This window comes from Herbaspirillum sp. VT-16-41 (assembly GCF_001994935.1).
GTDB lineage: Bacteria > Pseudomonadota > Gammaproteobacteria > Burkholderiales > Burkholderiaceae_D > Herbaspirillum > Herbaspirillum frisingense.
In genome coordinates this window covers 239,732-262,002 of the sequence record NZ_MUXB01000106.1, presented here as the reverse complement: position 1 = coordinate 262,002, position 22,271 = coordinate 239,732, and the positions used below count along the sequence as shown (strand labels likewise).

Sequence of the window (22,271 nt, the reverse complement as noted above, 5' to 3'; positions counted from 1 at the left end):
GACGCCGCAACAGTTTGCAGAGACTTTTTTAACCGCAGACTCCAAGTCGTTCTCGTACTAAATTGGGGAGCAGGTCAGCAGAATGTTAGCCAAATGGACCGAAAGCCGTCTCTCTCTTGGCCCAGCAAATCGCGACGCTCGGACAATCCATACGCAAGCCATGCGCGCATCTGCCGTTCCAAGTTGTCCAGCACCGTACATATTGGCGATGTTCCACATTGCCTCGGCCCAGCCTAGGTCTGCAGCTCTGGAATAGAGTTCAAAACCTTTATTTCTGTCTTGCGGAACGCCGAGCCCCATATCGTAAAGATAAGCTGCGCTATTTGTTGCCTGGGCATGCCCTTGCAATGCTGCTTTCTCGTACCAGAAAAGTGCATCCCTGTACTCTTTTCCCTCCTGAAACATGCTTCCCAGACTGTTCTGCGCTTCGACATTACCCCCTTCGGCAGCCACGCGATACCACTTCATCGCGTTACTTCTATCTTGCGGCGCACCTTTGCCGGTATCGTAAGCTAGGGCAACCTGAATCTGCGCTTCAGCATCGCCCGCTTCGGCTTTGACGATCAGTGCCTTGGTTTCTTCAGAAAGGAACCAGTCTGCTGTGGCTGTCAGAGGAAATGCGCTAAGGGAAATGAGTAAAAGGAAGATCAGGTTTTTGTTCATTATTTTTACCATGGGTTTCATCCATATTTTCTAGTGTGTCTTGAGGGAGCGACTCCGGCTTATTCTGGACATTGCCAAGAACGGTTTTCTGAATTATCGGTTCTTGCCACTAAGGTCGGCGCCCTAGAAAAGATTCTCGCCTCATCTTTTCTAATGCCATAACGCTCCCTCCTGTCAGCCTCGATTTCGCCAATGCATCCGCGGTAGTCGCCATCACAATCGACGGGCAGCGGGTCACCGCTTTGATTTAATATTTCTTGGAATATACCGCAAATGTTCGGCATCTCAGGTGCCAACCACAACGCAACGGCGGATGCGACCCGAAAGCCAATAATGAGCACAGCTTTCTGATCGGAAAAGGAGAGGAAATACTTGGTACCAGCCGTCGCCAGAAGCTCGTAGAACGCCGCAGTTCTAAGCCCTCCAAATGCAGACATTCCAACCAGGTTTCCGGCTAAGTGAGTGGCACGAGCGTCTCTGGAGCAGGGACGCCCCACGAAGGACAATTCAAACCATAAAACTCAAGCTGGGATAGAGCGACTGCTTTCTCCAGCAATACCGCAGCGACTAGATTCTCATTTGGATCAGTTCCCTGATATGAGGCAAGGTCGTACTCACGATGACCCGCTTGATGCGGTTGAAAGAAGATCGTTGGGCAATTTCCGCAGCCGCATCGACCAACTTTTTGCGCAGAAAGGAGTGGCGTTAGTCCGTCCCTGCGGGCGCCTGCTCAGCCTCACCCGCCACAGGAGTTTCCGGATCGCCACCCTTTGCACTTACTTCGCGATCACCACTTCGACATCGGTCTCGGCCAGCAGCTTGGCCAGTTCCGGCGGTGGAGGGGCATCGGTGAAGAGCACATCGATCTGCGACAGGTGCGCCATCTTCACCAGCGCCTGCCGGCCGAACTTGCTGGCGTCGGCCACCAGCCAGACCTGGCGTGACTGTTCGATGATGGTCTGGGCCACCTTGACCTCGCGGGCGTCGAAGTCGCGCAGCACGCCGTCCATCTCGATACTGGAAATGCCGATGATGCCGATGTCCACCTTGAACTGGCGGATGAAATCGATGGTCGCCTCGCCGACGATGCCACGGTCACGGGCGCGCACCACGCCGCCGGCGATGATCACTTCCAGTTCGGGATTGCTGGCCAGTGAATTGGCCACGTTCAGGTTGTTGGTCACCACGTGCAGGTTGCGATGCTGTTGCAGGGCGCGCGCAACCTCTTCCGTGGTGGTGCCCAGGTTCAGGATCAGGGAGCAGCCGTCGGGCACGCGGGCAGCTACGGTACGACCGATGCGGCGTTTGGCTTCGGCATGCAGGACCTGGCGCTCCGGATAGGCGATGTTCTCGGTCGAGGACAGCAGGCCGACGCCGCCGTGGTAGCGCGCCAGCAGGCTGGCATCGACCATCGCCTTGACGTCGCGGCGCACGGTCTGGGTGGTCACGCCCAGCTGTTGAGCCAACTCTTCGACCGAGATCGTGCCGTGCTTGCGCACGCATTCCAGTAGCGTCTGTTGCCTGGGATTGAGCATGGTGTGCTTGAAAAAGGATTAACGGTTGCGATCAGAGATGAACATTAAAAAACATAAACGAACTTAAAACAACAAATAATTGTTGATTTACGTTCGGGATGTCGCTTATCTTACTGGGCATTGCCAACTCCCGGGAAATGGGTGAGTTGGGTGCAGCGAACGAAGCAAAAAGCGAACAAGCGGAAAGTGGAGAACAGGCCAATGGCGCTCGAATACGATCTCTTGGTGGTAGGCGGTGGCATCAACGGTGCAGGCATTGCACGTGATGCGGCCGGCCGCGGGCTGCGGGTGCTGCTGTGCGAACAGCATGACCTGGCCCAGCACACCTCTTCGGCCAGCACCAAGCTCATCCATGGCGGCCTGCGTTATCTCGAATACTACGAATTCAAGCTGGTGCGCAAGGCGCTCCAGGAGCGCGAAGTGCTGCTGCGCTCGGCGCCGCACATCATCTGGCCCCTGCGTTTCGTCATGCCGCACGATGCCAACCAGCGTCCGGCCTGGATGATCCGCGCCGGCCTGTTCATGTATGACTACCTGGCCAAGCGCGAGATATTGCCAGCCTCCGAAGGTGCCAACCTGACCCGGCACGTCGCGGGCCAACCCTTGAAGGGCGACTATCGTCGTGGCTTCGTCTATTCCGATGGCTGGGTCGACGATGCGCGCCTGGTGGTCCTGAATGCGATGGACGCGCAGGAGCGCGGCGCCCGTATCCTCACCCGTACCAAGTGCATCAGCGCCCGCCGCGAGGGCGATGCCTGGCATGCCGTGCTGGAACATCAGCATGCCAATGGCGTGCAACAGGAAGAAGTGCGCGCCCGCGCCATCGTCAACGCTGCAGGCCCGTGGGCCGCACGCTTCGCGCAGGCGGTGCCGCAGGCCAGGACCGGGCGCAGCCTGCGCCTGATCAAGGGCAGCCACATCGTGGTCAAGCGCCTCTTCGACCATCCCTACGCCTACATCTTCCAGAACCCCGACAAGCGCATCATCTTCGCCATTCCCTATCAGGAAGAATTCACCCTCATCGGTACCACCGACCTTGAATACCACGGCGATGCCGGCAAGGTCGAGATCGATGCCGAGGAGATCGATTACCTCTGCGAGATGGCCAACCGCTACTTCAAGCGCCAGATCGGCCGTGAAGACGTGGTCTGGACCTATTCCGGTGTGCGTCCGCTGTTGGACGACAGCGCCGAGAATGCATCGGCCATCACCCGCGACTACCTGCTCGAATGCGACGACGCCGGTGCGCCCATGTTGAATGTCTGGGGCGGCAAGATCACCACCTATCGCAAGCTGGCCGAAGAGGCGCTGGCCATGCTGGCGCCGCATCTGGGCGCCTCCAGTCAGCCGTGGACAGCTGGTGCGCCGCTGCCCGGCGGCGACCTGGAACAGCCCGGCAAGACTGTGGCGCGCTACGATTTCGACGCCTTCCTGCGCCAGTTCCAGGCACGTCATCCCTGGCTGCCGGCCGCGCTTGCGCATCGCTATGCGCGCAGCTATGGTTCGCGCGTGACCCAGATCATCGGTCAGGCCGACAGCCTGGCCGCGCTGGGCGAGGAGCTGACCCCGGGCCTGTATGAAGCCGAGGCGCGTTACCTGGTGCAACACGAATGGGCGCGCGGCGCCGACGATATCCTCTGGCGCCGCAGCAAGCTGGGCCTGCACTGCGGGCCCCAGCACAGAGGACGGCTGGAGGCGTGGTTGGCGAGTCTGCCCGATCACGCCGCCAGCTGATCCCAGGTCGACGCCCACCATCAATCAAAAAAATGCAGTGAGGAGACAGCGTGACCCTGGAACTGAAACAAGTGGCCAAGACGGTCGGTGCCGAAACGCACCTCTACCCGCTTGACCTGAATCTCGCCAAAGGTGGCATCAACGTCCTGCTAGGCCCGACCCAGGCCGGCAAGACCTCGCTGATGCGCATCATCGCCGGGCTCGACAGGCCCACCGCCGGCCGCGTGCTGGTCGATGGCCAGGATGTCACTGGCGTGGGGGTGCGCGAGCGCAACCTGGCGATGGTCTACCAGCAATTCATCAACTATCCCGGCCTGACGGTGTTCGAGAACATCGCAGCACCCTTGCGCCTGCAAAGGCAGGGCGAGCAGGAAATCACCCGGCGCGTCAACGAGATCGCCGACAAGCTGCACATCGCCCATCTGCTGCAACGCCTGCCGGGCGAACTCTCCGGCGGCCAGCAGCAGCGCACTGCGCTGGCGCGCGCGCTGATCAAGCGCGCCCCGCTGGTGCTGCTGGACGAGCCGCTGGTGAACCTGGACTACAAGCTGCGCGAGGAATTGCGCAGCGAACTGATTTCGCTCTTCGCCACCGGCGACACCACCGTGGTCTATGCCACCACCGAGCCGCAGGAAGCCCTGCTGCTGGGCGGCCATACTGCGGTGATGCACGAAGGCCGGCTGCTGCAGTTCGCACCGACCCTGGAACTGTTCAATTCGCCGGCCTCCACCCAGGTAGCGGCGATCTTCAATGATCCGCCGATGAACCTGCTGGATGCCACGGCCGTGTCCTCGGCCAATGGCGTGGCCGCCGTCCGCATGAACGATGGCAGCGTGCTGGAGATTGCCGGCCGTGCGCTGACACTGGCCGAAGGCCAGCGCTGCAAGCTGGGCATCCGCTGCAACGACGTACGCCTGCAGGCGCTGGACGCACCGGGCGTGAGCCTGGGATGCAGCGTGGCCCTGGCCGAGCTGTCCGGCTCCGAGACCTATCTGCACCTGCGCCATGGCGAGGTACCGCTGGTGGCGCAGCTCTCGGGCGTGCATGAAGTGGCCATCGGCAGCACGGTGCAGGTCAGCATCGCCGCCGCCAAGGCTTTCCTGTTCGACACAGAGGGTCGCCTGTTGAGCGCCCCGTTGGAGACGCACTGACATGGCCCGCATCGAATTCAAGAACCTGGGCCATGCCTACAGCGGCAATCCGGCCAGCCTCAAGGACTACGCCCTGCAACCCATGAACATGGTGTGGGAAGACGGTGGCGCCTATGCCTTGCTGGGCCCCTCCGGCTGCGGCAAGTCCACGCTGCTCAACATCATCTCGGGGCTGTTGCAGCCTTCCGAAGGGCAGGTGCTGTTCGACGGTGTCGACATGACCCGCATGGCAACCCGCGATCGCAACATCGCCCAGGTGTTCCAGTTCCCGGTGCTGTACGACACCATGAGCGTGTTCGACAACCTGGCCTTCCCGCTGCGCAACCGCAAGATGCCCGAGCGCGAAGTGCAGGCGCGTGTGCGCGAGATCGCCGAGATGCTCGATCTCACCCGCGACCTCAAGCAGCGTGCTGCCGGCCTGTCGGCTGATGCCAAGCAAAAGATTTCGCTGGGGCGCGGCCTGGTGCGCAAGGACGTGGCCGCCATCCTGTTCGATGAACCGCTGACGGTGATCGACCCCCACATGAAGTGGGAACTGCGCCAGAAACTGAAGGAAATCCACCACCAGCTGAAGCTGACCCTCATCTACGTTACGCACGATCAGGTCGAGGCATTGACCTTCGCCGACGAAGTGGTGGTCATGACCGAAGGCAAGGTGGTGCAGCAGGGCAAGCCAGAGGCACTGTTCCTGCGGCCGGACCACACCTTCGTGGGCTACTTCATCGGCAGCCCCGGCATGAACTTCTGCCCGCTCAGCATCGAAGGCGATACCGTGCTGCTGGGCCGGCAGCAAGTGCAGGTGGACGCGGCGCAGTTGCAGGCGTTGAAGAACAGCAGTGGCGAACTGAAGCTGGGCATCCGCCCCGAATTCGTCGAATTGGCCGCGCCCGGCACGGCCGGTGCCATCAGCGCCGAGGTCACGCAGGTCCAGCATCTGGGAACCAGCCAGCTGGTGACGGCGCAGTTCGAGGGCATGAGCGTGAAGGCGCGCGTGGCGCCGGAGATGAAGATCGCTACCGGGCCGCAATGGCTGCGACTGGCCAAGCCCGAGACGATCTACTTCAGCAACGACCAGAGAATAGGACGCTAAGCCCATGAACAAGCCCTACAACAACAAGGCCTGGTTCTTCATCCTCCCGGTCTTCCTGACGGTGGCCTTCTCGGCCATCATCCCGCTGATGACGGTGGTCAACTATTCGGTGCAGGACATCATCAGCCCCGAGCAGAAGGTCTTCGTCGGCCTGGAATGGTTCAAGGATGTCATGCGCGACAGCGAGCTGCATGCGGCCCTGCTGCGCCAGCTGATCTTTTCCTTCTGCGTGCTGCTGGTGCAGATCCCGCTGGGCATCGGCCTGGCGCTGGCCATGCCGCACAAGGGCTGGAAATCCTCGGCCACGCTGGTGATCCTGGCCATGCCGCTGCTCATCCCATGGAACGTGGTCGGTACCATCTGGCAGATCTTCGGCCGCGCCGACATCGGCCTGGGTGGCTACGTGCTCAACCTGCTGGGCATCGGCTACAACTACGCCTCCAATCCGCTGGATGCCTGGCTGACCGTGCTGGTGATGGACGTGTGGCACTGGACACCGCTGGTGGCGCTGCTGGCCTTCGCCGGTCTGCGCTCGATCCCGGATGCCTACTACCAGGCCGCGCAGATCGATGGCGCCAGCCGCTGGGCAGTGTTCCGTTTCATCCAGCTGCCCAAGATGCGCGGCGTGCTGGTGATCGCGGTGCTGCTGCGCTTCATGGACAGCTTCATGATCTACACCGAGCCCTTCGTGCTCACCGGTGGTGGCCCCGGCAATTCCACCACGTTCCTGAGCCAGTACCTCACGCAGAAAGCCGTGGGCCAGTTCGACCTCGGTCCGGCCGCCGCCTTCTCGCTGATCTACTTCCTCATCATCCTGCTGTTGTCCTTCGTGCTCTACAACTGGATGCAGAGCGCCGGCAACAACGCCAATGCTTCGGGTGGCCAACATGAATAAAATCCAGGGAAAAAACCAGGACAAGACCCTCACCCGCGTGCTGGTGATGCTGGTCTACATCGCCTTCACGCTGGTCCCGCTGTACTGGCTGCTGAACACGTCGTTGAAGACCAACGAGGAAACCCTGTCGGTGTTCACCCTCTGGCCCAATGCGCCCACGCTGGACAACTACAAGGTGATCTTCACCGATCCTTCGTGGTATTCGGGTTACATCAACTCCATCATCTACGTGGCCATGAACACGGTCATGTCGCTGCTGGTGGCCTTGCCGGCAGCCTATGCCTTCTCGCGCTATCGCTTCCTGGGCGACAAGCACATGTTCTTCTGGCTGCTGACCAACCGCATGACGCCGCCGGCGGTGTTCCTGCTGCCGTTCTTCCAGCTGTATTCCACCATCGGCCTGTCCGACACCCACATCGCGGTGGCGCTGGCGCACATGCTCTTCAACGTGCCGCTGGCGGTGTGGATCCTGGAGGGCTTCATGTCGGGCGTGCCGCGTGAGATCGACGAGACCGCCTATATCGACGGCTTCTCCTTCCCGCGCTTCTTCCTGCGTATCTTCCTGCCGCTGATCAAGTCCGGCGTGGGCGTGACGGCCTTCTTCTGCTTCATGTTCAGCTGGGTGGAGCTGCTGCTGGCGCGCACCCTGACCTCGGTCAACGCCAAGCCGATCAGCGCCATCATGACCCGCACCGCCTCGGCGGCGGGCATGGACTGGGGCATCCTGGCCGCAGCCGGTATGTTGACGATTGTTCCTGGTGCCCTGGTGATCTGGTTCGTGCGCAACCATATCGCCAAGGGCTTCGCAATGGGGAGAGTGTGATCATGGCAAATGCATTTGCGTGGATGTCGTGGACGCCACCAGTGGCGATCTTCTTCACCTGTGTGGCACTGATGCTGGTGGGCATGACGGTGTGGGAGGTGCGTTCTCCCACGATCGAGCGCAAGGGCTTCCTGCCCATGCGCACCACCCGCGGCGATCGCCTCTTCATCGGACTGCTGGCAGCGGCCTATATCAACCTGGCCTGGGTCGGCCTGACCGACCTGGACCAGTGGTACGCAGCGGTGTTGGGTTTGCTCGCCCTGGTGCTGATCATGCGCAAGGGCTGATCGGAGCTGATGACTCCCGTTCGTCCTGAGTAGCGGCGCAGCCGCGTATCGAAGGTTCGCATGAGGCTGAGCGTCTTAGATACGGCCCTGGCGGGCCTGCTCGGTCCGAACGGTTCGTGGTGAGCTGGACATCGATTTTTTATAGCAGCAGGCAACAGATCTGTAGTGCCAATCAGAACGGACGTCCGGGGATACTCCTTCCCTACCCGGCACGCCAATTCAGGGGAAGGTGACGAGGAGACATGATGCAGAACATGCGGAAAATCAAATTAACCGTGCTGGTGGCTGCCATGGCGATGGCCGGTGTCGCCGGCAATGCCTGGGCCGACATCAAAGCGGCCGAGAAGTGGGTGGATTCGGAATTCCAGCCCAGCACGCTGTCGCGCCAGCAGCAGGTCAGCGAGATGCAATGGTTCATCGACGCTGCCGCCAAGCTCAAGGCCAAGGGCGTCAAGGAAATCCACGTGGTCTCCGAGACCCTGGATACCCACGCCTATGAATCCAAGACCCTGGCCAAGGCCTTCGAGGAAATCACCGGCATCAAGGTCATCCACGACGTGATCCAGGAAGGCGACGTGGTCGAGAAGATGCAGACCTCGCTGCAATCCGGCAAGTCCATCTACGACGGCTGGGTCAATGACTCGGACCTGATCGGTACCCACTACCGCAACGGCCAGACCGTGGTGCTGACCGACTACATGGCCGGCCCCGGCAAGGAATACACCAACCCCGGCCTGGACCTGAAGGATTTCATCGGCACCAGCTTCACCACCGCGCCCGACGGCAAGCTCTACCAGCTGCCCGACCAGCAGTTCGCCAACCTGTACTGGTTCCGTGCCGACTGGTTCGCACGCAAGGACCTGCAGGACAAGTTCAAGGCCAAGTACGGCTATGAACTGGGCGTGCCGCAGAACTGGTCGGCCTATGAAGACATTGCGGCCTTCTTCACCAACGACGTGAAGGAACTCGATGGCAAGAAGATCTACGGTCACATGGACTACGGCAAGAAGGACCCCTCACTGGGCTGGCGCTTCACCGATGCCTGGCTGTCGATGGCTGGCGCCGCCGACAAGGGTTTGCCCAACGGCTTGCCGGTGGATGAGTGGGGCATCCGCGTAGCCGACGACAAGTGCACCCCGGTGGGCGCATCGGTGGCACGCGGCGGCGCGACCAACTCGCCGGCAGCGGTCTATGCCCTGACCAAGTACCTGGACTGGATGAAGAAGTATGCCCCGCCCGAGGCGCTGGGCATGACCTTCTCCGAAGCCGGCCCGGTGCCGGCGCAGGGTCACATCGCGCAGCAGATCTTCTGGTACAGCGCCTTCACCGCCAGCATGACCAAGCAGGGCCTGCCGGTGGTCAACACCGATGGCTCGCCCAAGTGGCGCATGGCCCCCGGCCCGCACGGCCCGTACTGGAAGGATGGCATGCAGAACGGTTACCAGGACGTAGGCTCGTGGACCTTCCTCAAGAGCACCCCGCCGGACCAGATGGCTGCGGCCTGGCTGTATGCGCAGTTCACCACGGCCAAGACCGTCTCGCTGAAGAAGTCCATCGTCGGCGTGACCTTCATCCGTGACTCCGACATCCGCTCCGACTACTTCACCAAGAATGCGGCCAAGTACGGCGGCCTGATCGAGTTCTATCGCAGCCCGGCACGGGTGGCGTGGACCCCGACCGGTACCAACGTGCCCGACTATCCGAAGATGGCGCAGATCTGGTGGAAGAACATCTCCTCGGCCATCTCCGGCGAGAAGACCCCGCAAGGTGCGATGGACAACCTGGCCGACGAGATGGACGGTATCATGGCCCGCCTGCAGCGCGCCGGCATGAAGCAGTGCGCGCCCAAGCTGAACCCGAAGAAGGACCCGGCCTCCTGGCTGTCCGACAAGGGGGCGCCGTGGGCCAAGCTGGCCAACGAAAAGCCCAAGGGCGAGACCATCCCCTACGACAAGCTGCTGCAGGCCTGGAAGGATGGCCGCGTACGCTGATGCAGTCTGATCGTGCAATCTGATCCGCATCACGCGTAGGATGACGCCATCCCGGCTTGTGTCGGGATGGCGTCTTCGTGTTTCTGGTGTACCGGTCTTGTAGCCGGTCTGATTCAGTTTTTCCGTTTTCAAGGCTTCATTTTCAACCCGCCGTTTTCAGTACGTCAGCAAGGAACCAGCATGGCCTATCTGCTCGCCCTCGACCAGGGAACCTCCAGCTCGCGCAGCATCATCTTCGACCAGAGCGGGGCCATCGTGGCCACCGCCCAGCAGGAGTTCCCGCAGATCTTCCCCCAGCCGGGCTGGGTCGAACACGACCCCATGGACCTGTGGCAAAGCCAGTTGCAGACCGCGCAGAAGGTGTTGGCGCAAAGTGGCATCCAGGCCAGTGAGCTGACCGCGCTGGGCATCACCAACCAGCGCGAGACCACCGTGGTCTGGGAGCGCGCCACCGGCAAGCCGGTCTACAACGCCGTGGTGTGGCAGGACCGACGCGCCGAGGTGGTGTGCGCGGCGCTGCGCGAACGCGGCCTGGGCGAGGCCATCCAGAAGAAGACCGGGCTGGTGCTCGACCCCTATTTCTCCGGCACCAAGTTGCGCTGGATTCTCGATAACGTGGCCGGCCTGCGCGAGCGTGCCGAGCGCGGCGAACTGCTGTTCGGCACGGTCGACTCCTGGCTGGTGTGGAAGCTCACTGGCGGCCGTCTGCATGTGAGCGATGTTTCCAACGCCTCGCGCACCATGCTGTGGAATATCCACACCGGTGCCTGGGACGAGGAACTGCTGCAGTGGCTGGGCATTCCGGCATCGATGCTGCCGCAGGTGCATGCCTCGGCCCATCTCTATGGCGAGATCGATGCGCAGCACCTGGGCGCGCCGGTGAAGATAGGCGGTATCGCCGGCGACCAGCAGTCGGCCCTGTTCGGACAGGCCTGCGTGCGCCCCGGCATGGCCAAGAATACCTATGGCACCGGTTGTTTCATGCTGCTGCATACCGGCGACCAGTGCGCCACCTCGCACAACGGCCTGATCAGCACCGCCGCCTGCCAGGTCGACGAACGCAAGCAATATGCCCTGGAAGGCAGCGTCTTCATCGGGGGCGCAGTGGTGCAATGGCTGCGTGATGGCTTGAAAGCCATCAAGACCTCTACCGACGTCGAAGGCCTGGCCTGCACGGTGGAGGATTCGGGCGGGGTGGTGTTCGTGCCGTCCTTCACCGGCCTGGGTGCGCCCTACTGGAACCCGTCGGCCAAGGGCGCCATCGTGGGCCTGAGCCGGGGCAGTACGGTGGCGCACATCGCCCGCGCGGCGCTGGAATCGATCGCCTTCCAGAGCACGGCCCTGCTCAATGCCATGGTGCGGGACGCGGTCTCGCCCATCACCGAATTGCGGGTCGATGGCGGAGCGGCCGCCAACAACCTGCTGCTGCAGTTCCAGGCCGACCTGCTGGGCATTCCCGTGATCCGCCCGCAGGTCACCGAGACCACCGCGCTGGGCGCGGCCTACCTGGCCGGCGTGGCCACCGGGGTCTATCGGGATCTGTCCGAGTTGTCCGCGCAGTGGCGCATGGAGCGCACCTTCGAGCCGCGCTTCACGCGGGAACAGGCGCAGGAAAGAATCCACGCCTGGGAAGCGGCGATCCGCCAGGTCAGCGCGGCCTGACTGGTGGTCAGGCGGTGGGTGGTGCAATGTTTCAACTGAAATCCAGTCCGCACCGCCTGACATCGGATTGACACGGCGCGACCGCATGATGTTCTCAAGCCCGCAGCAATCAGGCGGCGGGTCTTTCAAGGAGAACGATCATGGAAAGCTTCCTGCTGGATTGCATGCAACTCGCCACGGGTTTCTTCGACGCCGCTTCCACCTTCGTGATGGCCTGCGACATCGGTGTACCCGATGCCTCCCACGAGGCCCATGGCCGCCACTTCATGACGGCACTGGGCATGGCCTGAGCGGATCGGGACAGGCTTAGCCCGGTGTGCCGGTGCTGAGCAATTGCATGGAATCCAGATGGCTCAGGCGCGCCCATTCCTCGCCGCCGCGGGCGACGATGGTATCGGCTTCGGGCGTGGCCATCAGGTCGAGGATTTCGGTATCGCTCATTTCCATGCTGTCGTTGTAGCGGAACACCTTCAATACCGGACGGGTCAGGTCCTGGGCGTTCTGCCGGATCACGAAGCCGGAACGGCCCGATTCCAGCTTGACGATGGAACCCACCGGGTAGATGCCCAGGGTCTTGACGAAGGCCAGGAACATGGCGCGGTCGAAGTGGCCGGTCCAGGTGGCCATGGTGGAGATCGCTTCGGCCGGGTCCCAGGCGCGCTTGTAGGGGCGGTCCGAGGTGAGGGCGTCGTAGACGTCGCAGATCGCCGCCATACGCGAATACAGGCTGATGGAGCCGCTGCGCAGGGCTTCCGGGTAACCGTTGCCGTCCATCTTTTCGTGGTGGTGCAGGCAGACGTCACGCGCGTAGTCGGGAACGTTGGGGTCCTGGCTCAGGTATTTGTAGCCCAGTTCGGGATGCTTCTTGATCTGGGTGAATTCTTCGTCGGTGAGCTTGCCGGGCTTGTTGAGCAGTTCATGCGGGATGAAGGCCTTGCCCACGTCGTGCAGGAAGCCACCCAGGCCCGCTTCGCGACAGGCTGCCTCGTCCAGGCCCAGGGTGCGACCCAGCGCTACCATCAGGGCGCATACCGCCACCGAGTGCAGGTAGGTATATTCATCGGCCAGCTTCAGGCGCAAGACGCTGAGCATGCCGCTGGGGCTCTTGACGACCGAACTGGCGATTTCTTCCACCACCGAGACGCAACGCTCCATGTCCAGCACCTTGCCCATGCGGGCTTCGCTGAACATGGCCTTGGTGGCTTTCTTGGCCGTCTCGCGCAGGGACATGGCATCCATCAGCGTGGTGTCGATGGCCGGGACCGGGGCTGGTTCGGGGGGCAGCGGGGCGGGTTCGGCTTGTTCTGCGTCCACCTCGGGGGCGTCCGTGGGCGCCTGTTCGGCCACGTCCAGGCCGCGTGAAATATCGATCCAGCAATAGGCGATGCCACTGGCATGGGCCTGCTTGAGCTCGTTCTCGTTCTTGAGCAGGAACTTGTTCTTCCAGAACGGATGGTCCAGCCATGCGGCCTCGAAGCCGCAGAAGTACATGCCGAGGACCAGATCCTCCGTTTTGATTTTCTTTAACATTTCTCGTACTTCTCTCCGGCGCGCCGGGGGAACAGGTTAGCTTGGCCCGCCCTGACCCGGGCTGGCGGCAGGTTGCCATTGAGTCCTGGTCAGGATTGCCAGTCGTTAATGATCTCATACGAAAGACCATAAGTGAACGGTTGAGCTGCCTGCAAATCCCTTGCAGCCGGCAATCCGACAAAGACGCCACACCCTGAAGCACGGGTAACGGGCGAAAAAAAGGCCCGTCCGGGGGATGGACGGGCCTGAAAGATCCGCTGGATGTCGTCGCAGCGGACAAGGGGAAAGAGGAGATCCCGATGTGCCCACTGTAGGCGTTGAAAATTAAGCGAGACTTAAATCGCCGAAAAATTGAGAGCAGGAAGAAATGCCATCGCCGCGCAGGTCGGTGAGTGGCTCCACCGGTGCCGATGATGCCGACACTCCCGGCCTGTGAGTGGCGGCAGGCAAAAAGCTGCAGCGAGGCAATCATTTGTGGCAAGTAGCAAACAAGATTGTAAATTTAGCTAAACTTTTTGTTGTCTTTTGATTAAAATCCTTTCCGGATTAATGTCGAATTGACAACAAAGAGAAGCCCATGAAAACCCTGATTGCAGCCATCCTTATGGTAGCCAGTTCAATCGCCAGCTCGGGCGCCAGCGCCGCCCCGAGCGCCCCCAGCGTGGCCAATGCCAGCCGCGACGATGTGACCCTGAGTGCTCACAAGGCCGACAACTTTACCTTTGCCGTAGGTAATGCGCAGGCAGGCCCCTCCGGAACGAGCTCGCTCTTCAGCAGCGCCTTCGGCGGCGGGACCTGGAACCTGCTCAACAAGATCGACTCGACCGGCGCGCTCGTCGGCAGCCCGGGCTCGGTGCTGGGTTCCAACATCAGCGTCAGCTTCACCCTGGGCAGCGACAGCAAGAGCGGGACCTGGACCATCACCTCCAGCAAGAGCCTGCAGATGGACCTGGTACTGGGTATCCACGCGGGCAATGCCACCGGTTCCTTCCTGTTCGACAACCTGGTGCTGACCGCCGGCCAGACCCAGAGTGGCAGCTTCGCCATCAACTGGACCAACAATGGCGGCAAGGTGCCGGGATACTCCAACCTGACTATGTTCTATTCCAACGCTGCCCTGCGCACTGTGGCCCCGGTACCGGAACCGTCGACCTACGCCATGCTGCTGGTAGGCTTGGCGTTGGTAGGTGGAATGGCCTGGCGCCGTCGTCGCCGGGGCGATGCACGTGCTGTCTCCGCCGCTTCCCTGAGCGCGGCTTGATCTGGCGGCACTGACTGAAGCGTCACGACCGTCCGACCGCAGCGGTCCAAAAAAAGCGCGCTGGCCTGAAAGCCAGCGCGCTTTTGTTTTGGGTCAGGGTTTTTCTCCGCCGTCAGTGCTCCCGCACGTCCGGCAGCAACACCGTCAGCAGCCCGGCCAGCGGCAGGAAGGCGCACAGACCGTAGACCCAGGCGATGCCGTAGAGATCGGCCAGGTGGCCCAGCAGCGCCGCACCGATGCCACCGAAGCCGAACATGAGGCCGAAGAACACCCCGGCGATCATGCCCACCTTGCCCGGCACCAGCTCCTGGGCGTACACCACGATGGCCGAGAAGGCCGAGGAAATGATCAGGCCGATCACCACCGACAGCACTGCCGTCCAGAAGAGGTTGGCATGCGGCAGCATCAGGGCGAACGGTGCCGCGCCAAGGATGGAAATCCAGATCACCAGCTTGCGTCCGATGCGGTCACCGATGGGGCCGCCCACGAAGGTGCCCACGGCCACCGCACCCAGGAACAGGAACAGGTAAAGCTGCGAGGACGCCACCGACATCTGGAAGCGGTCGATCAGGTAGAACGTGAAATAGCTGGTGAAGCTGGCCATGTAGAAATACTTGGAGAACACCAGCAGGGCCAGGACTACCAGAGCGCGGCGCACGGTCGAGGCCGGCAGCTGATGACGGGCCAGCACCTTGCCCTTGCCCTTGCCGGCGGCCAGGTGGCTGCGGTACCAGGACGACACCCGCGACAGCACCAGGATGGCCAGCGCCGAGAGCACCAGGAACCAGGCCACATGGGTTTGCCCGTAAGGCACCACGATGGCGGCCGCCAGCAGGGGGCCGAAGGCCGAGCCGGCATTGCCGCCGACCTGGAAGGTCGATTGCGCGAGGCCGAAACGGCCGCCCGAGGCCATGCGGGCGATGCGCGAGGCTTCCGGGTGGAAGGTGGAGGAGCCGATGCCGATCAGCGCCGCCGCCACCAGGAAGGCGCTGAAGCTGCCGGCCAGCGCCAGCAGTACGATGCCGACCAAGGTGGCGACGGCACCGGTGGGCAGCAGCCAGGGCTGCGGGTGGCGGTCGGTGTACATGCCGATCCAGGGTTGCAGCAGCGAAGCGGTGACCTGGAAGGTAAGGGTGATCAGCCCGACCTGGGTGAAGCTGAGCCCATAGCCCGTCTTGAGCATGGGGTAGATCGAAGGCAGCAGGGCCTGGATCATGTCGTTGATCAGGTGGGCGCCGCCGCAGGCCAGGATGATGCTCATCACCAGCGGCGGGGCAGCGCTGATGGCGGGCTGGGTGGCGGCGGCGGAGGCTGCAGAGGTGTTGGGATCGGTAGCACTTGTCATGACATGAGCAGTTCGAGTGAACAAAAAGGGAGGAGCGAAGCGTATCATTGGCATCTATTGATGATGATGCCAATTGTTAGCGATTAAATGCCATGGTTGCCCAGCTCAAGCCTGTCTGTCCCAGTGCCGAGGTCAATGCCTTCCAGCAGGCACGCAGTGTGGTGGTGGCCTTTGCCCGGGAACTGGCCTATCGCGACCTGCTGACGGCGCACTCGCATGCGCGTGGCCAGTTGCTCTACGCAGTGGAAGGCGTGATGCAGGTGCGCACGCCGCAAGGGGTGTGGCTGGTGCCGCCGCAACGCGCCCTGTGGGTGCCACCCATGGTCGAGCACGAAATCCGCATGCTGAGCAAGGTCAGCATGCGCACCCTCTACATCGCTCAGGCCGAGGGGCGCGCGATCGGTGAACAGTGCCGCTTGCTGGAAGTCTCGGTCTTGCTGCGCGAACTGATTCTGGCCTCGCTGGCCGAGCCCAGGGAATATGAACCGGAGAGCCGCGCCGGTCATGTGGCGGCCCTGATCATGTCGGAGCTGGCGCGGGCACCGTCCATTCCGGTGGCCATCCCCTGGCCGCAGGACCGCCGCCTGCAGGCCATCTGCGAAGCCATCCTGGCCGAGCCCGGGCGGCAGTTTGCGCTGGCCGACTGGGCCGGGGTGGGTGGGGCCAGCGTGCGTACGGTGATTCGCCTGTTTCCGCGTGAAACCGGCCTGCAGTTCCGGCACTGGGTGCAGCAGGTGCATCTGAGCGAAGCACTGGTGCGCCTGGCGCGTGGCGATGCGGTGGGCGTGGTAGCGCAGGCCCTCGGGTATCGCAGCCAGAGCGCCTTTTCCAACATGTTCCGCAAGGCCCTGCGCAGTTCACCCAATCATTACCAGCCGCGCCAGGAAAGGCGGCGCATCACCCTGCCGGAGCAGGATCGCGACGCGCTTCAATAGGGAATGACCACCACCCGCGGGCCGCGTCGGATCGGCGCTGTTGTGCTTGCCACCGGCGGGCCGGCCGATACGCTGGCTTGCCGTTTTGGCTGGTCGGGGTCACGTTCCAGGAAGTAAGGGTCATCTTGCGGTGCCAGTGCGCTGACCGCGCCGGTCACCTGCTGGGCCCGCTCATTGGCGGCGCCCCCGCCCACCGAGCAGACCTGGAAGAAGTCGGCGCTGCCCTCGGAGAAATCGATGCGGCATTTCTCCGCCACCACCACCGAGATATCGAGCGCGGCGAGGTTGGCCGCTGTGGCTGTTTCGCTGCGCTGGGCTTGCAGCACCAGCATGAGCGTCATCATGGCGATGACGGGGTAGGCTTTGTTCATGGCGTTCTCCTGTGCCTTCACTGTAGCGCTTGGCCCGTCATCCGCGCATCGGAGAAATCCTGAACTGTCACGTCCTGCAGAGACCGTGATCGCCCGAGACGCCGCGTCCCGCCTGGATGATGCCGATTTGCAAGTGTAAAGATTGTCGATTTTCTACCGTAACCAAGTCATGAGAACTCCGACCCAGGAGAGCGGACATGGCGATGGAAACCGATCTGGCCATCATGGCGCGCGAAGCCGTCGCGCAACTGACCACGCAGCAACACCCCCGGGGCGATACGCCACCGGCGAGCACGGCCGCCAGTGCCACGGCGCCGCCAGTGCCGCCCGATGAGGGCGTGACGCTGACACTGTCGGCGCAGGGCAAGCTCATGGCGGCCCTGGCCACGGCGGTCGACCATGTCACCACGGCGGCGGTGGATTCCACCGAAGCGGCGCAGGGTGCCACTGCCAGTGCACCGGCGGCGGTGAAGGCGATGCTGGACGCCACGCTGCCGATCACCCGCAATACGCTCTTCGCCATCGAGGCAAGACTGGTCGCGGCACGACGCGGGGCCGACGCGATTGCGGCGGCCGATGCCGAGGTGCCGCCCTCGTCCGATCCGCGTCGCCTGAACCAGGCACGGCAGGCCACCGAAGCACTGTATGGTCGCGCCCCCAATCCGTTTGCGGGCTGGTCACGGGCCGAGCTGTCGGCCATCGTCTATGACGAGAGCGGCGCCTACACCATCAATGAGCGCTACGCCGCCGCCAACCAGCGTACCGAGCTGGACCAGAAATTCTGGGCGCCGGTGTTCCAGCGAGCCCTCGACAGCGGTGACTGGAAGCCGGTCATCACCGCAGCGCTGGTGTTCTACGCCAGCCTGTCGGCCCTGGAGCAGACCGCCTATCCCGACAACTACGCCCAGTTGCTGCAGCAATATCTGGATCTCTACCAGTTGCAGCCGCAGGCGCCGTTGCCGCCGCAACAGCAGATCGATCTGGCGCGCATGCTGGAAACGCTGGTGCTGCCAATGGGACCGCTGGCGCTGGCCGGCGGTGTCATCCGGGGTCTGATGCTGCCCCGCCTGGGGCCGTCATTGGCCGAACTGATCGCCGCCGCTCCGCGCCTGGCCGACCTGATCCAGGTCAACAATGCCGCCCACAGCGTGCAGGACAGCGCCTATCTGGTCCTGCTGCAACGGGTCTTCGGGGTGCTGCGGCGCGAGGATGAACCTACGCCGGTGCGACGTACCACGGCCGGTGTGGCCAGCCGCGATTTCCTGGCCTATGGCGACCGGCGCCTGCTGGCCGAAGCCTATGCCTACGCCCAGGCCAACGGGATGGCGCTGGACGAGGTGGATGCATTGGCGCGGGATCTGGCCACCTATCGGCAGGCACGCGCCGGCGGCCCGGCTTCCTATGGCGGCGCTTCCAGCGGGCAGGCGGGTGCGGTATCGCTGGCGCAGGCAGGCCGCATGAGCAGTGAAGAGGCCGCCATCGCGCAGCGCCTGCTGACCAGCCGCGCGGCCAGCATGACCCGGCTGGACCATGGCTTCCTGGCGTGGCTGCTCGACCCTGCCGGCGGCGGCTGGCGTGACGGCGACCTGAGCGGTCATGTGAGCAGCTTCAGTGCCCTGGAAAAACTGCTGGCCGGCCTGGCCGGAGTACCGCTGGGCGAGAGTGCGGGAGAGAGCAGCGAACTGGAAGCCGCTTATCGGATGGTGCTGGAACGCATCGCGCTGCAGGATGCGCCCTCCATGAGGCAGCCACTGCTAGCGGCGGCGGCCGAGGGTGCGCGCAACCTGACCCTGGCGGCGCAGATGGCGGCGCTGGCGCGCAGTGACGCGGCCGACAACGCCTTCATGAACAATGCCCTGATGCTGCTGCGCATGTACCGCATGTCGCTGACGATGAGTGCGGCCGAGCAGCGTACTCTGTCCGAACTGGTCTACTCGGCCATGAAGCAGCGCCGCCTGCGCACACGCCGTGGCAAGCTCTTCGTGGCCTGGGGCGAACGCAGCCCCCTGATGCCATCGCTGCCATCCCTGCCGGGCTGAACGAGGTTGAACCGGGTGGGGGGCCGGGATCAGCCCGGCCAGGCGCGCTGCAGGATGGCTTGCTGGGCCGGCAGACTGTGGCCTGCCAGCGTGCCGTAGACCCGGCCGCCATCGCCTTCGCCACGACTGGCAAGGAAGGCATCGGCCGAGCCGGCAGGGGCGTGGCGCAGCATCAGCATGCCCTGCAGGGCCAGCACCAGTTGCTGTACCAGCCGCCGGGCACAGGCTTCGCGTTCTTCCTCGGGTGCCTGCAGCATCTGCTTGAGGGCGCTCACGCGTTGCGCCAGCGAAACATGCGCGCCGGCCGCGTCCTCCAGTTCCTGCAGTAGTAGCTGGAAACCTTGCGTTTCACGGCCAATGGCGCGCAGCACGTCCAGGCACATCACATTGCCCGAACCCTCCCAGATCGAATTGACCGGGGCCTCCCGGTACAGGCGCGCCATCGGCCCGGTTTCCACGTAGCCGTTGCCGCCCCAGACTTCCATGCATTCGCCGGTGAATTCCAGGGCACGCTTGCAGATCCAGAACTTGGCGGCGGGCGTGACGATGCGTTTCCAGGCGCGCTGCAACGGGTCGTCCGGGGCATCGAAGGCATGCGCCAGGCGCAGCATGAGCATGGTGGCGGCTTCGCTTTCCAGGGCCAGGTCGCAAAGGACGTTGCGCATGAGCGGCTGTTCGGCCAGCAGGCGGCCGAAGGCGCTGCGATGGCGGGCGTGGTGGATTGCCTGCACCAGGGCCTGGCGCATCAGCGCGGCGCTGCCGATGACGCAATCCAGGCGGGTATGGTTGGCCATCTCGAGGATGGTGGTGATGCCGCGCCCGTCGGCACCGACCATGATGCCCATGGCTTCCTCGAATTCGATCTCGCTGCTGCTGTTGGAGCGATTGCCGAGCTTGTCCTTGAGCCGCTGGAGGAGGATGGGGTTGCGCGTGCCATCGGGCAGCCAGCGCGGCACGAAGAAACAGGACAGGCCGTTCTCGGTGCGCGCCAGCATCAGGTGGGCATCGCACATCGGCGCCGAGAAGAACCACTTGTGCCCCGACAGCAGATAGGCCGTGCCGCAGCCGTCGTTGAGCGGATCGGCCGGCATGGCGATGGCGGTATTGCTGCGCACGTCGGAGCCGCCCTGTTTCTCGGTCATGCCCATGCCGATCAGGATGGAGCGCTTGTGCGTGATCGGCAGGTCGCGGGCGTCGTGCTCGCGCGAGAACAGGCGCGTGCGCAACTGTTCGAACAGGGCCGGTTCCTGCTGCAGCACCGGGATCGCGGCGAAGGTCATGGTGGTCGGGCAGAGCGAACCGGCCTCGATCTGCGCATGCAGGAAGTAGCCGGCAGCGCGGGCGGCGTGGGCGCCATCGCCCGGCTGCATCCAGGGCAGGGCGTGCAAGCCCGCGCGGCGCAGCTGTTCCAGCAGGGTGTGCCAGGCCGGGTGGAACTCGACCACGTCGATGCGATGGCCGGTGCGGTCATGGGTCTGCAATACGGGGGTGTGACGATTGGCCAGTTCGGCCAGCTGCATCATCTCGGCGCTGCCGAGCGCCTCGCCCTGGCTGGCCAGGGTGCAGTCGTGCCAGTGGGCGCCTTCGCGCCGGACGGCGTCGACCAGGGCGGCGTCGCTGCGGTAGAGGTTGTAGTCGTGCAGGTCCGGGACCTGGTTGCTGATCTCGTGGGTGTGCATGGCGTCTCCGAAAACGCGCACAGCTGTTTTGATGGGGCAGCTTCGCCCGCTTTTTTGTGCACTTTGATAGGTGGCAGTGTGCGCGTATTTGCAGGACTTGGGAACCGTTCCAGGCTTTTGCCTTCCTTGCTCCTTGCTGCGACTGCCCCCGCCCGGATCCTGCCTGGTCGTCCCTACGATGTTTTGGCTATATCCATATAAGCATCTTGTTAGGTGGCGTCGCCGGCACATGCGTTGCAGTCATATTAGAATGCTTGTTTCGACCAAAGATCGCCCCCGTGCGTGTGCACGGCTGCGCAAGGAAGCCCAGCAGATGTCTTATCCGACCATCGAATCCACCATCGGCAATACCCCGCTGATCCAGTTGCCGCGCATCGGCGGCGATGAAGCCCGGCGCCGCAACAACATCATCCTCGGCAAGCTCGAAGGCAACAACCCGGCCGGTTCGGTCAAGGACCGTGCCGCCTATTCCATGATCACCCGCGCCGAGGCGCGTGGCCAGATCAAGCCCGGCGACACCCTGATCGAAGCCACCAGCGGCAATACCGGTATCGCGCTGGCGATGGTGGCGGCCATGCGTGGCTACAAGATGGTGCTGCTGATGCCGGAGAACCTCTCCGAGGAGCGCCGCCAGAGCATGGCGGCCTATGGCGCGCGTATCGTGCTCACGCCCAAGAGCGGCGGCATGGAATACGCCCGCGACCTGGCTGAGCAGATGCAGAAGAACGGCGAAGGCCTGATCCTGGACCAGTTCGCCAACCCGGATAATCCGCTGGCCCACTACGAGACCACCGGTCCCGAAATCTGGCGCGATACCAAGGGCAGCATCACCCACTTCGTCAGTGCCATGGGCACGACCGGAACCATCATGGGTGTGTCGCAATATCTGAAGGAAAAGAACCCGCAGGTGCAGATCGTCGGTGCCCAGCCGGAAGAGGGCTCGTCCATTCCGGGCATCCGCAAGTGGCCCGAGGCCTACCTGCCCAGGATTTTCGACCGTTCCCGCGTGGACCAGACCGAATCGGTCAGCCAGGCCGATGCCGAGAACATGGCCCGCAAGCTGGCCGTGACCGAGGGGCTGTTCTGCGGCATCTCGGCCGCTGGCGCCTGTGAGGTGGCAGTGCGGCTGTCGCACCAGCTGGAGAACGCGACCATCGTCTTCATCGTCTGCGATCGCGGCGACCGCTATCTCTCTACCGGGGTGTTCCCGGCCTGACGCCGGCCGACGCATGACGCACAATGCAAAACGGAGCCAATGGCTCCGTTTTGTTTTTGTCGCA

General features: G+C 63.2%; 20 protein-coding genes. 13 read left to right on the top strand and 7 right to left on the bottom strand.

Going from position 1 to position 22,271, the window contains the following annotated elements:
* Window positions 1–57: 57 nt before the first annotated feature.
* The 3 genes from BTM36_RS13655 to BTM36_RS13645 form a co-directional block, all read right to left on the bottom strand.
* A complete protein-coding gene (locus BTM36_RS13655; RefSeq protein ID WP_077236704.1) occupies window positions 58–684 on the bottom strand; it encodes a tetratricopeptide repeat protein in 627 nt (208 codons plus the stop codon).
* A 38-nt stretch (window positions 685–722) separates the two neighbouring features.
* Window positions 723–1,100: a hypothetical protein gene (locus tag BTM36_RS28360; protein WP_077236703.1), complete on the bottom strand. Its 378-nt coding sequence runs from the start codon at window positions 1,098–1,100 to the stop codon at window positions 723–725.
* Between the two features lie 339 nt (window positions 1,101–1,439).
* A complete protein-coding gene (locus BTM36_RS13645; protein ID WP_006464950.1) occupies window positions 1,440–2,198 on the bottom strand; it encodes a DeoR/GlpR family DNA-binding transcription regulator in 759 nt (252 codons plus the stop codon).
* A 201-nt stretch (window positions 2,199–2,399) separates the two neighbouring features.
* On the opposite strand from BTM36_RS13645, the gene glpD reads away from it, so the two are divergent.
* The 9 genes from glpD (at window position 2,400) to BTM36_RS28355 (ending at window position 12,121) form a co-directional block, all read left to right on the top strand.
* A complete protein-coding gene (gene glpD, locus BTM36_RS13640) occupies window positions 2,400–3,932 on the top strand; it encodes a glycerol-3-phosphate dehydrogenase (protein ID WP_077236702.1) in 1,533 nt (510 codons plus the stop codon).
* 50 nt (window positions 3,933–3,982) lie between these two features.
* Window positions 3,983–5,083, top strand: coding sequence for an ABC transporter ATP-binding protein (locus BTM36_RS13635; RefSeq protein ID WP_077236701.1), 1,101 nt, complete (start codon window positions 3,983–3,985; stop codon window positions 5,081–5,083).
* A gap of 1 nt (window position 5,084) precedes the next feature.
* Window positions 5,085–6,173 (top strand): ABC transporter ATP-binding protein, encoded by a 1,089-nt coding sequence (locus BTM36_RS13630; RefSeq protein ID WP_006464947.1) that lies wholly within the window; start codon window positions 5,085–5,087, stop codon window positions 6,171–6,173.
* Between the two features lie 4 nt (window positions 6,174–6,177).
* Window positions 6,178–7,068, top strand: a complete 891-nt coding sequence (locus tag BTM36_RS13625) for a carbohydrate ABC transporter permease (protein WP_006464946.1) — start codon at window positions 6,178–6,180, stop codon at window positions 7,066–7,068.
* Window positions 7,061–7,891 carry a carbohydrate ABC transporter permease gene (locus tag BTM36_RS13620; protein WP_077236700.1) on the top strand — a complete coding sequence of 277 codons (831 nt, stop codon included), beginning with the start codon at window positions 7,061–7,063 and terminating at the stop codon, window positions 7,889–7,891. The genes BTM36_RS13625 and BTM36_RS13620 overlap by 8 nt, the downstream gene beginning before the upstream one ends.
* 2 nt (window positions 7,892–7,893) lie before the next feature.
* The gene (locus BTM36_RS13615; protein WP_077236699.1) at window positions 7,894–8,178 is read left to right on the top strand and encodes a DUF2160 domain-containing protein; all 285 of its coding nucleotides are present in this window, start codon (window positions 7,894–7,896) and stop codon (window positions 8,176–8,178) included.
* Between the two features lie 242 nt (window positions 8,179–8,420).
* Window positions 8,421–10,169: an ABC transporter substrate-binding protein gene (locus BTM36_RS13610; RefSeq protein ID WP_077236698.1), complete on the top strand. Its 1,749-nt coding sequence runs from the start codon at window positions 8,421–8,423 to the stop codon at window positions 10,167–10,169.
* Window positions 10,170–10,349: 180 nt separating this feature from the next.
* Window positions 10,350–11,831, top strand: coding sequence for a glycerol kinase GlpK (gene glpK, locus BTM36_RS13605; protein ID WP_077236697.1), 1,482 nt, complete (start codon window positions 10,350–10,352; stop codon window positions 11,829–11,831).
* Between the two features lie 140 nt (window positions 11,832–11,971).
* A complete protein-coding gene (locus BTM36_RS28355; protein ID WP_158243320.1) occupies window positions 11,972–12,121 on the top strand; it encodes a hypothetical protein in 150 nt (49 codons plus the stop codon).
* 16 nt (window positions 12,122–12,137) lie between these two features.
* Here BTM36_RS28355 and BTM36_RS13600 read toward each other — a convergent pair whose 3' ends face one another.
* Complete coding sequence (locus BTM36_RS13600; RefSeq protein WP_077236696.1) at window positions 12,138–13,361, bottom strand: HD-GYP domain-containing protein; 1,224 nt, start codon at window positions 13,359–13,361, stop codon at window positions 12,138–12,140.
* Window positions 13,362–13,938: 577 nt separating this feature from the next.
* Here BTM36_RS13600 and BTM36_RS13595 point away from each other — a divergent pair.
* On the top strand, window positions 13,939–14,622 hold the full coding sequence (locus tag BTM36_RS13595; protein ID WP_077236695.1) for a PEP-CTERM sorting domain-containing protein: 684 nt from the start codon (window positions 13,939–13,941) through the stop codon (window positions 14,620–14,622).
* A gap of 112 nt (window positions 14,623–14,734) precedes the next feature.
* Here BTM36_RS13595 and BTM36_RS13590 read toward each other — a convergent pair whose 3' ends face one another.
* Window positions 14,735–15,967 (bottom strand): MFS transporter, encoded by a 1,233-nt coding sequence (locus tag BTM36_RS13590; protein ID WP_077236694.1) that lies wholly within the window; start codon window positions 15,965–15,967, stop codon window positions 14,735–14,737.
* Window positions 15,968–16,059: 92 nt separating this feature from the next.
* On the opposite strand from BTM36_RS13590, the gene BTM36_RS13585 reads away from it, so the two are divergent.
* A complete protein-coding gene (locus BTM36_RS13585) occupies window positions 16,060–16,902 on the top strand; it encodes a helix-turn-helix transcriptional regulator (RefSeq protein WP_077236693.1) in 843 nt (280 codons plus the stop codon).
* Here BTM36_RS13585 and BTM36_RS13580 read toward each other — a convergent pair.
* Window positions 16,896–17,273: a hypothetical protein gene (locus tag BTM36_RS13580; RefSeq protein WP_077236692.1), complete on the bottom strand. Its 378-nt coding sequence runs from the start codon at window positions 17,271–17,273 to the stop codon at window positions 16,896–16,898. The two genes, BTM36_RS13585 and BTM36_RS13580, sit on opposite strands and share 7 nt — an antisense overlap.
* 197 nt (window positions 17,274–17,470) lie before the next feature.
* Between BTM36_RS13580 and BTM36_RS13575 the strand changes: the two genes are divergently transcribed.
* Entirely contained in the window at window positions 17,471–19,312 is a 1,842-nt protein-coding gene (locus BTM36_RS13575) for a hypothetical protein (RefSeq protein WP_077236691.1), read from the top strand.
* A 29-nt stretch (window positions 19,313–19,341) separates the two neighbouring features.
* On the opposite strand, the gene BTM36_RS13570 is transcribed toward BTM36_RS13575, so the two are convergent.
* Window positions 19,342–20,991 carry an isovaleryl-CoA dehydrogenase gene (locus BTM36_RS13570; protein ID WP_077236690.1) on the bottom strand — a complete coding sequence of 550 codons (1,650 nt, stop codon included), beginning with the start codon at window positions 20,989–20,991 and terminating at the stop codon, window positions 19,342–19,344.
* Window positions 20,992–21,304: 313 nt separating this feature from the next.
* Between BTM36_RS13570 and cysM the strand changes: the two genes are divergently transcribed.
* Window positions 21,305–22,207, top strand: coding sequence for a cysteine synthase CysM (gene cysM / locus BTM36_RS13565; RefSeq protein WP_077236689.1), 903 nt, complete (start codon window positions 21,305–21,307; stop codon window positions 22,205–22,207).
* Window positions 22,208–22,271 lie beyond the last annotated feature (64 nt).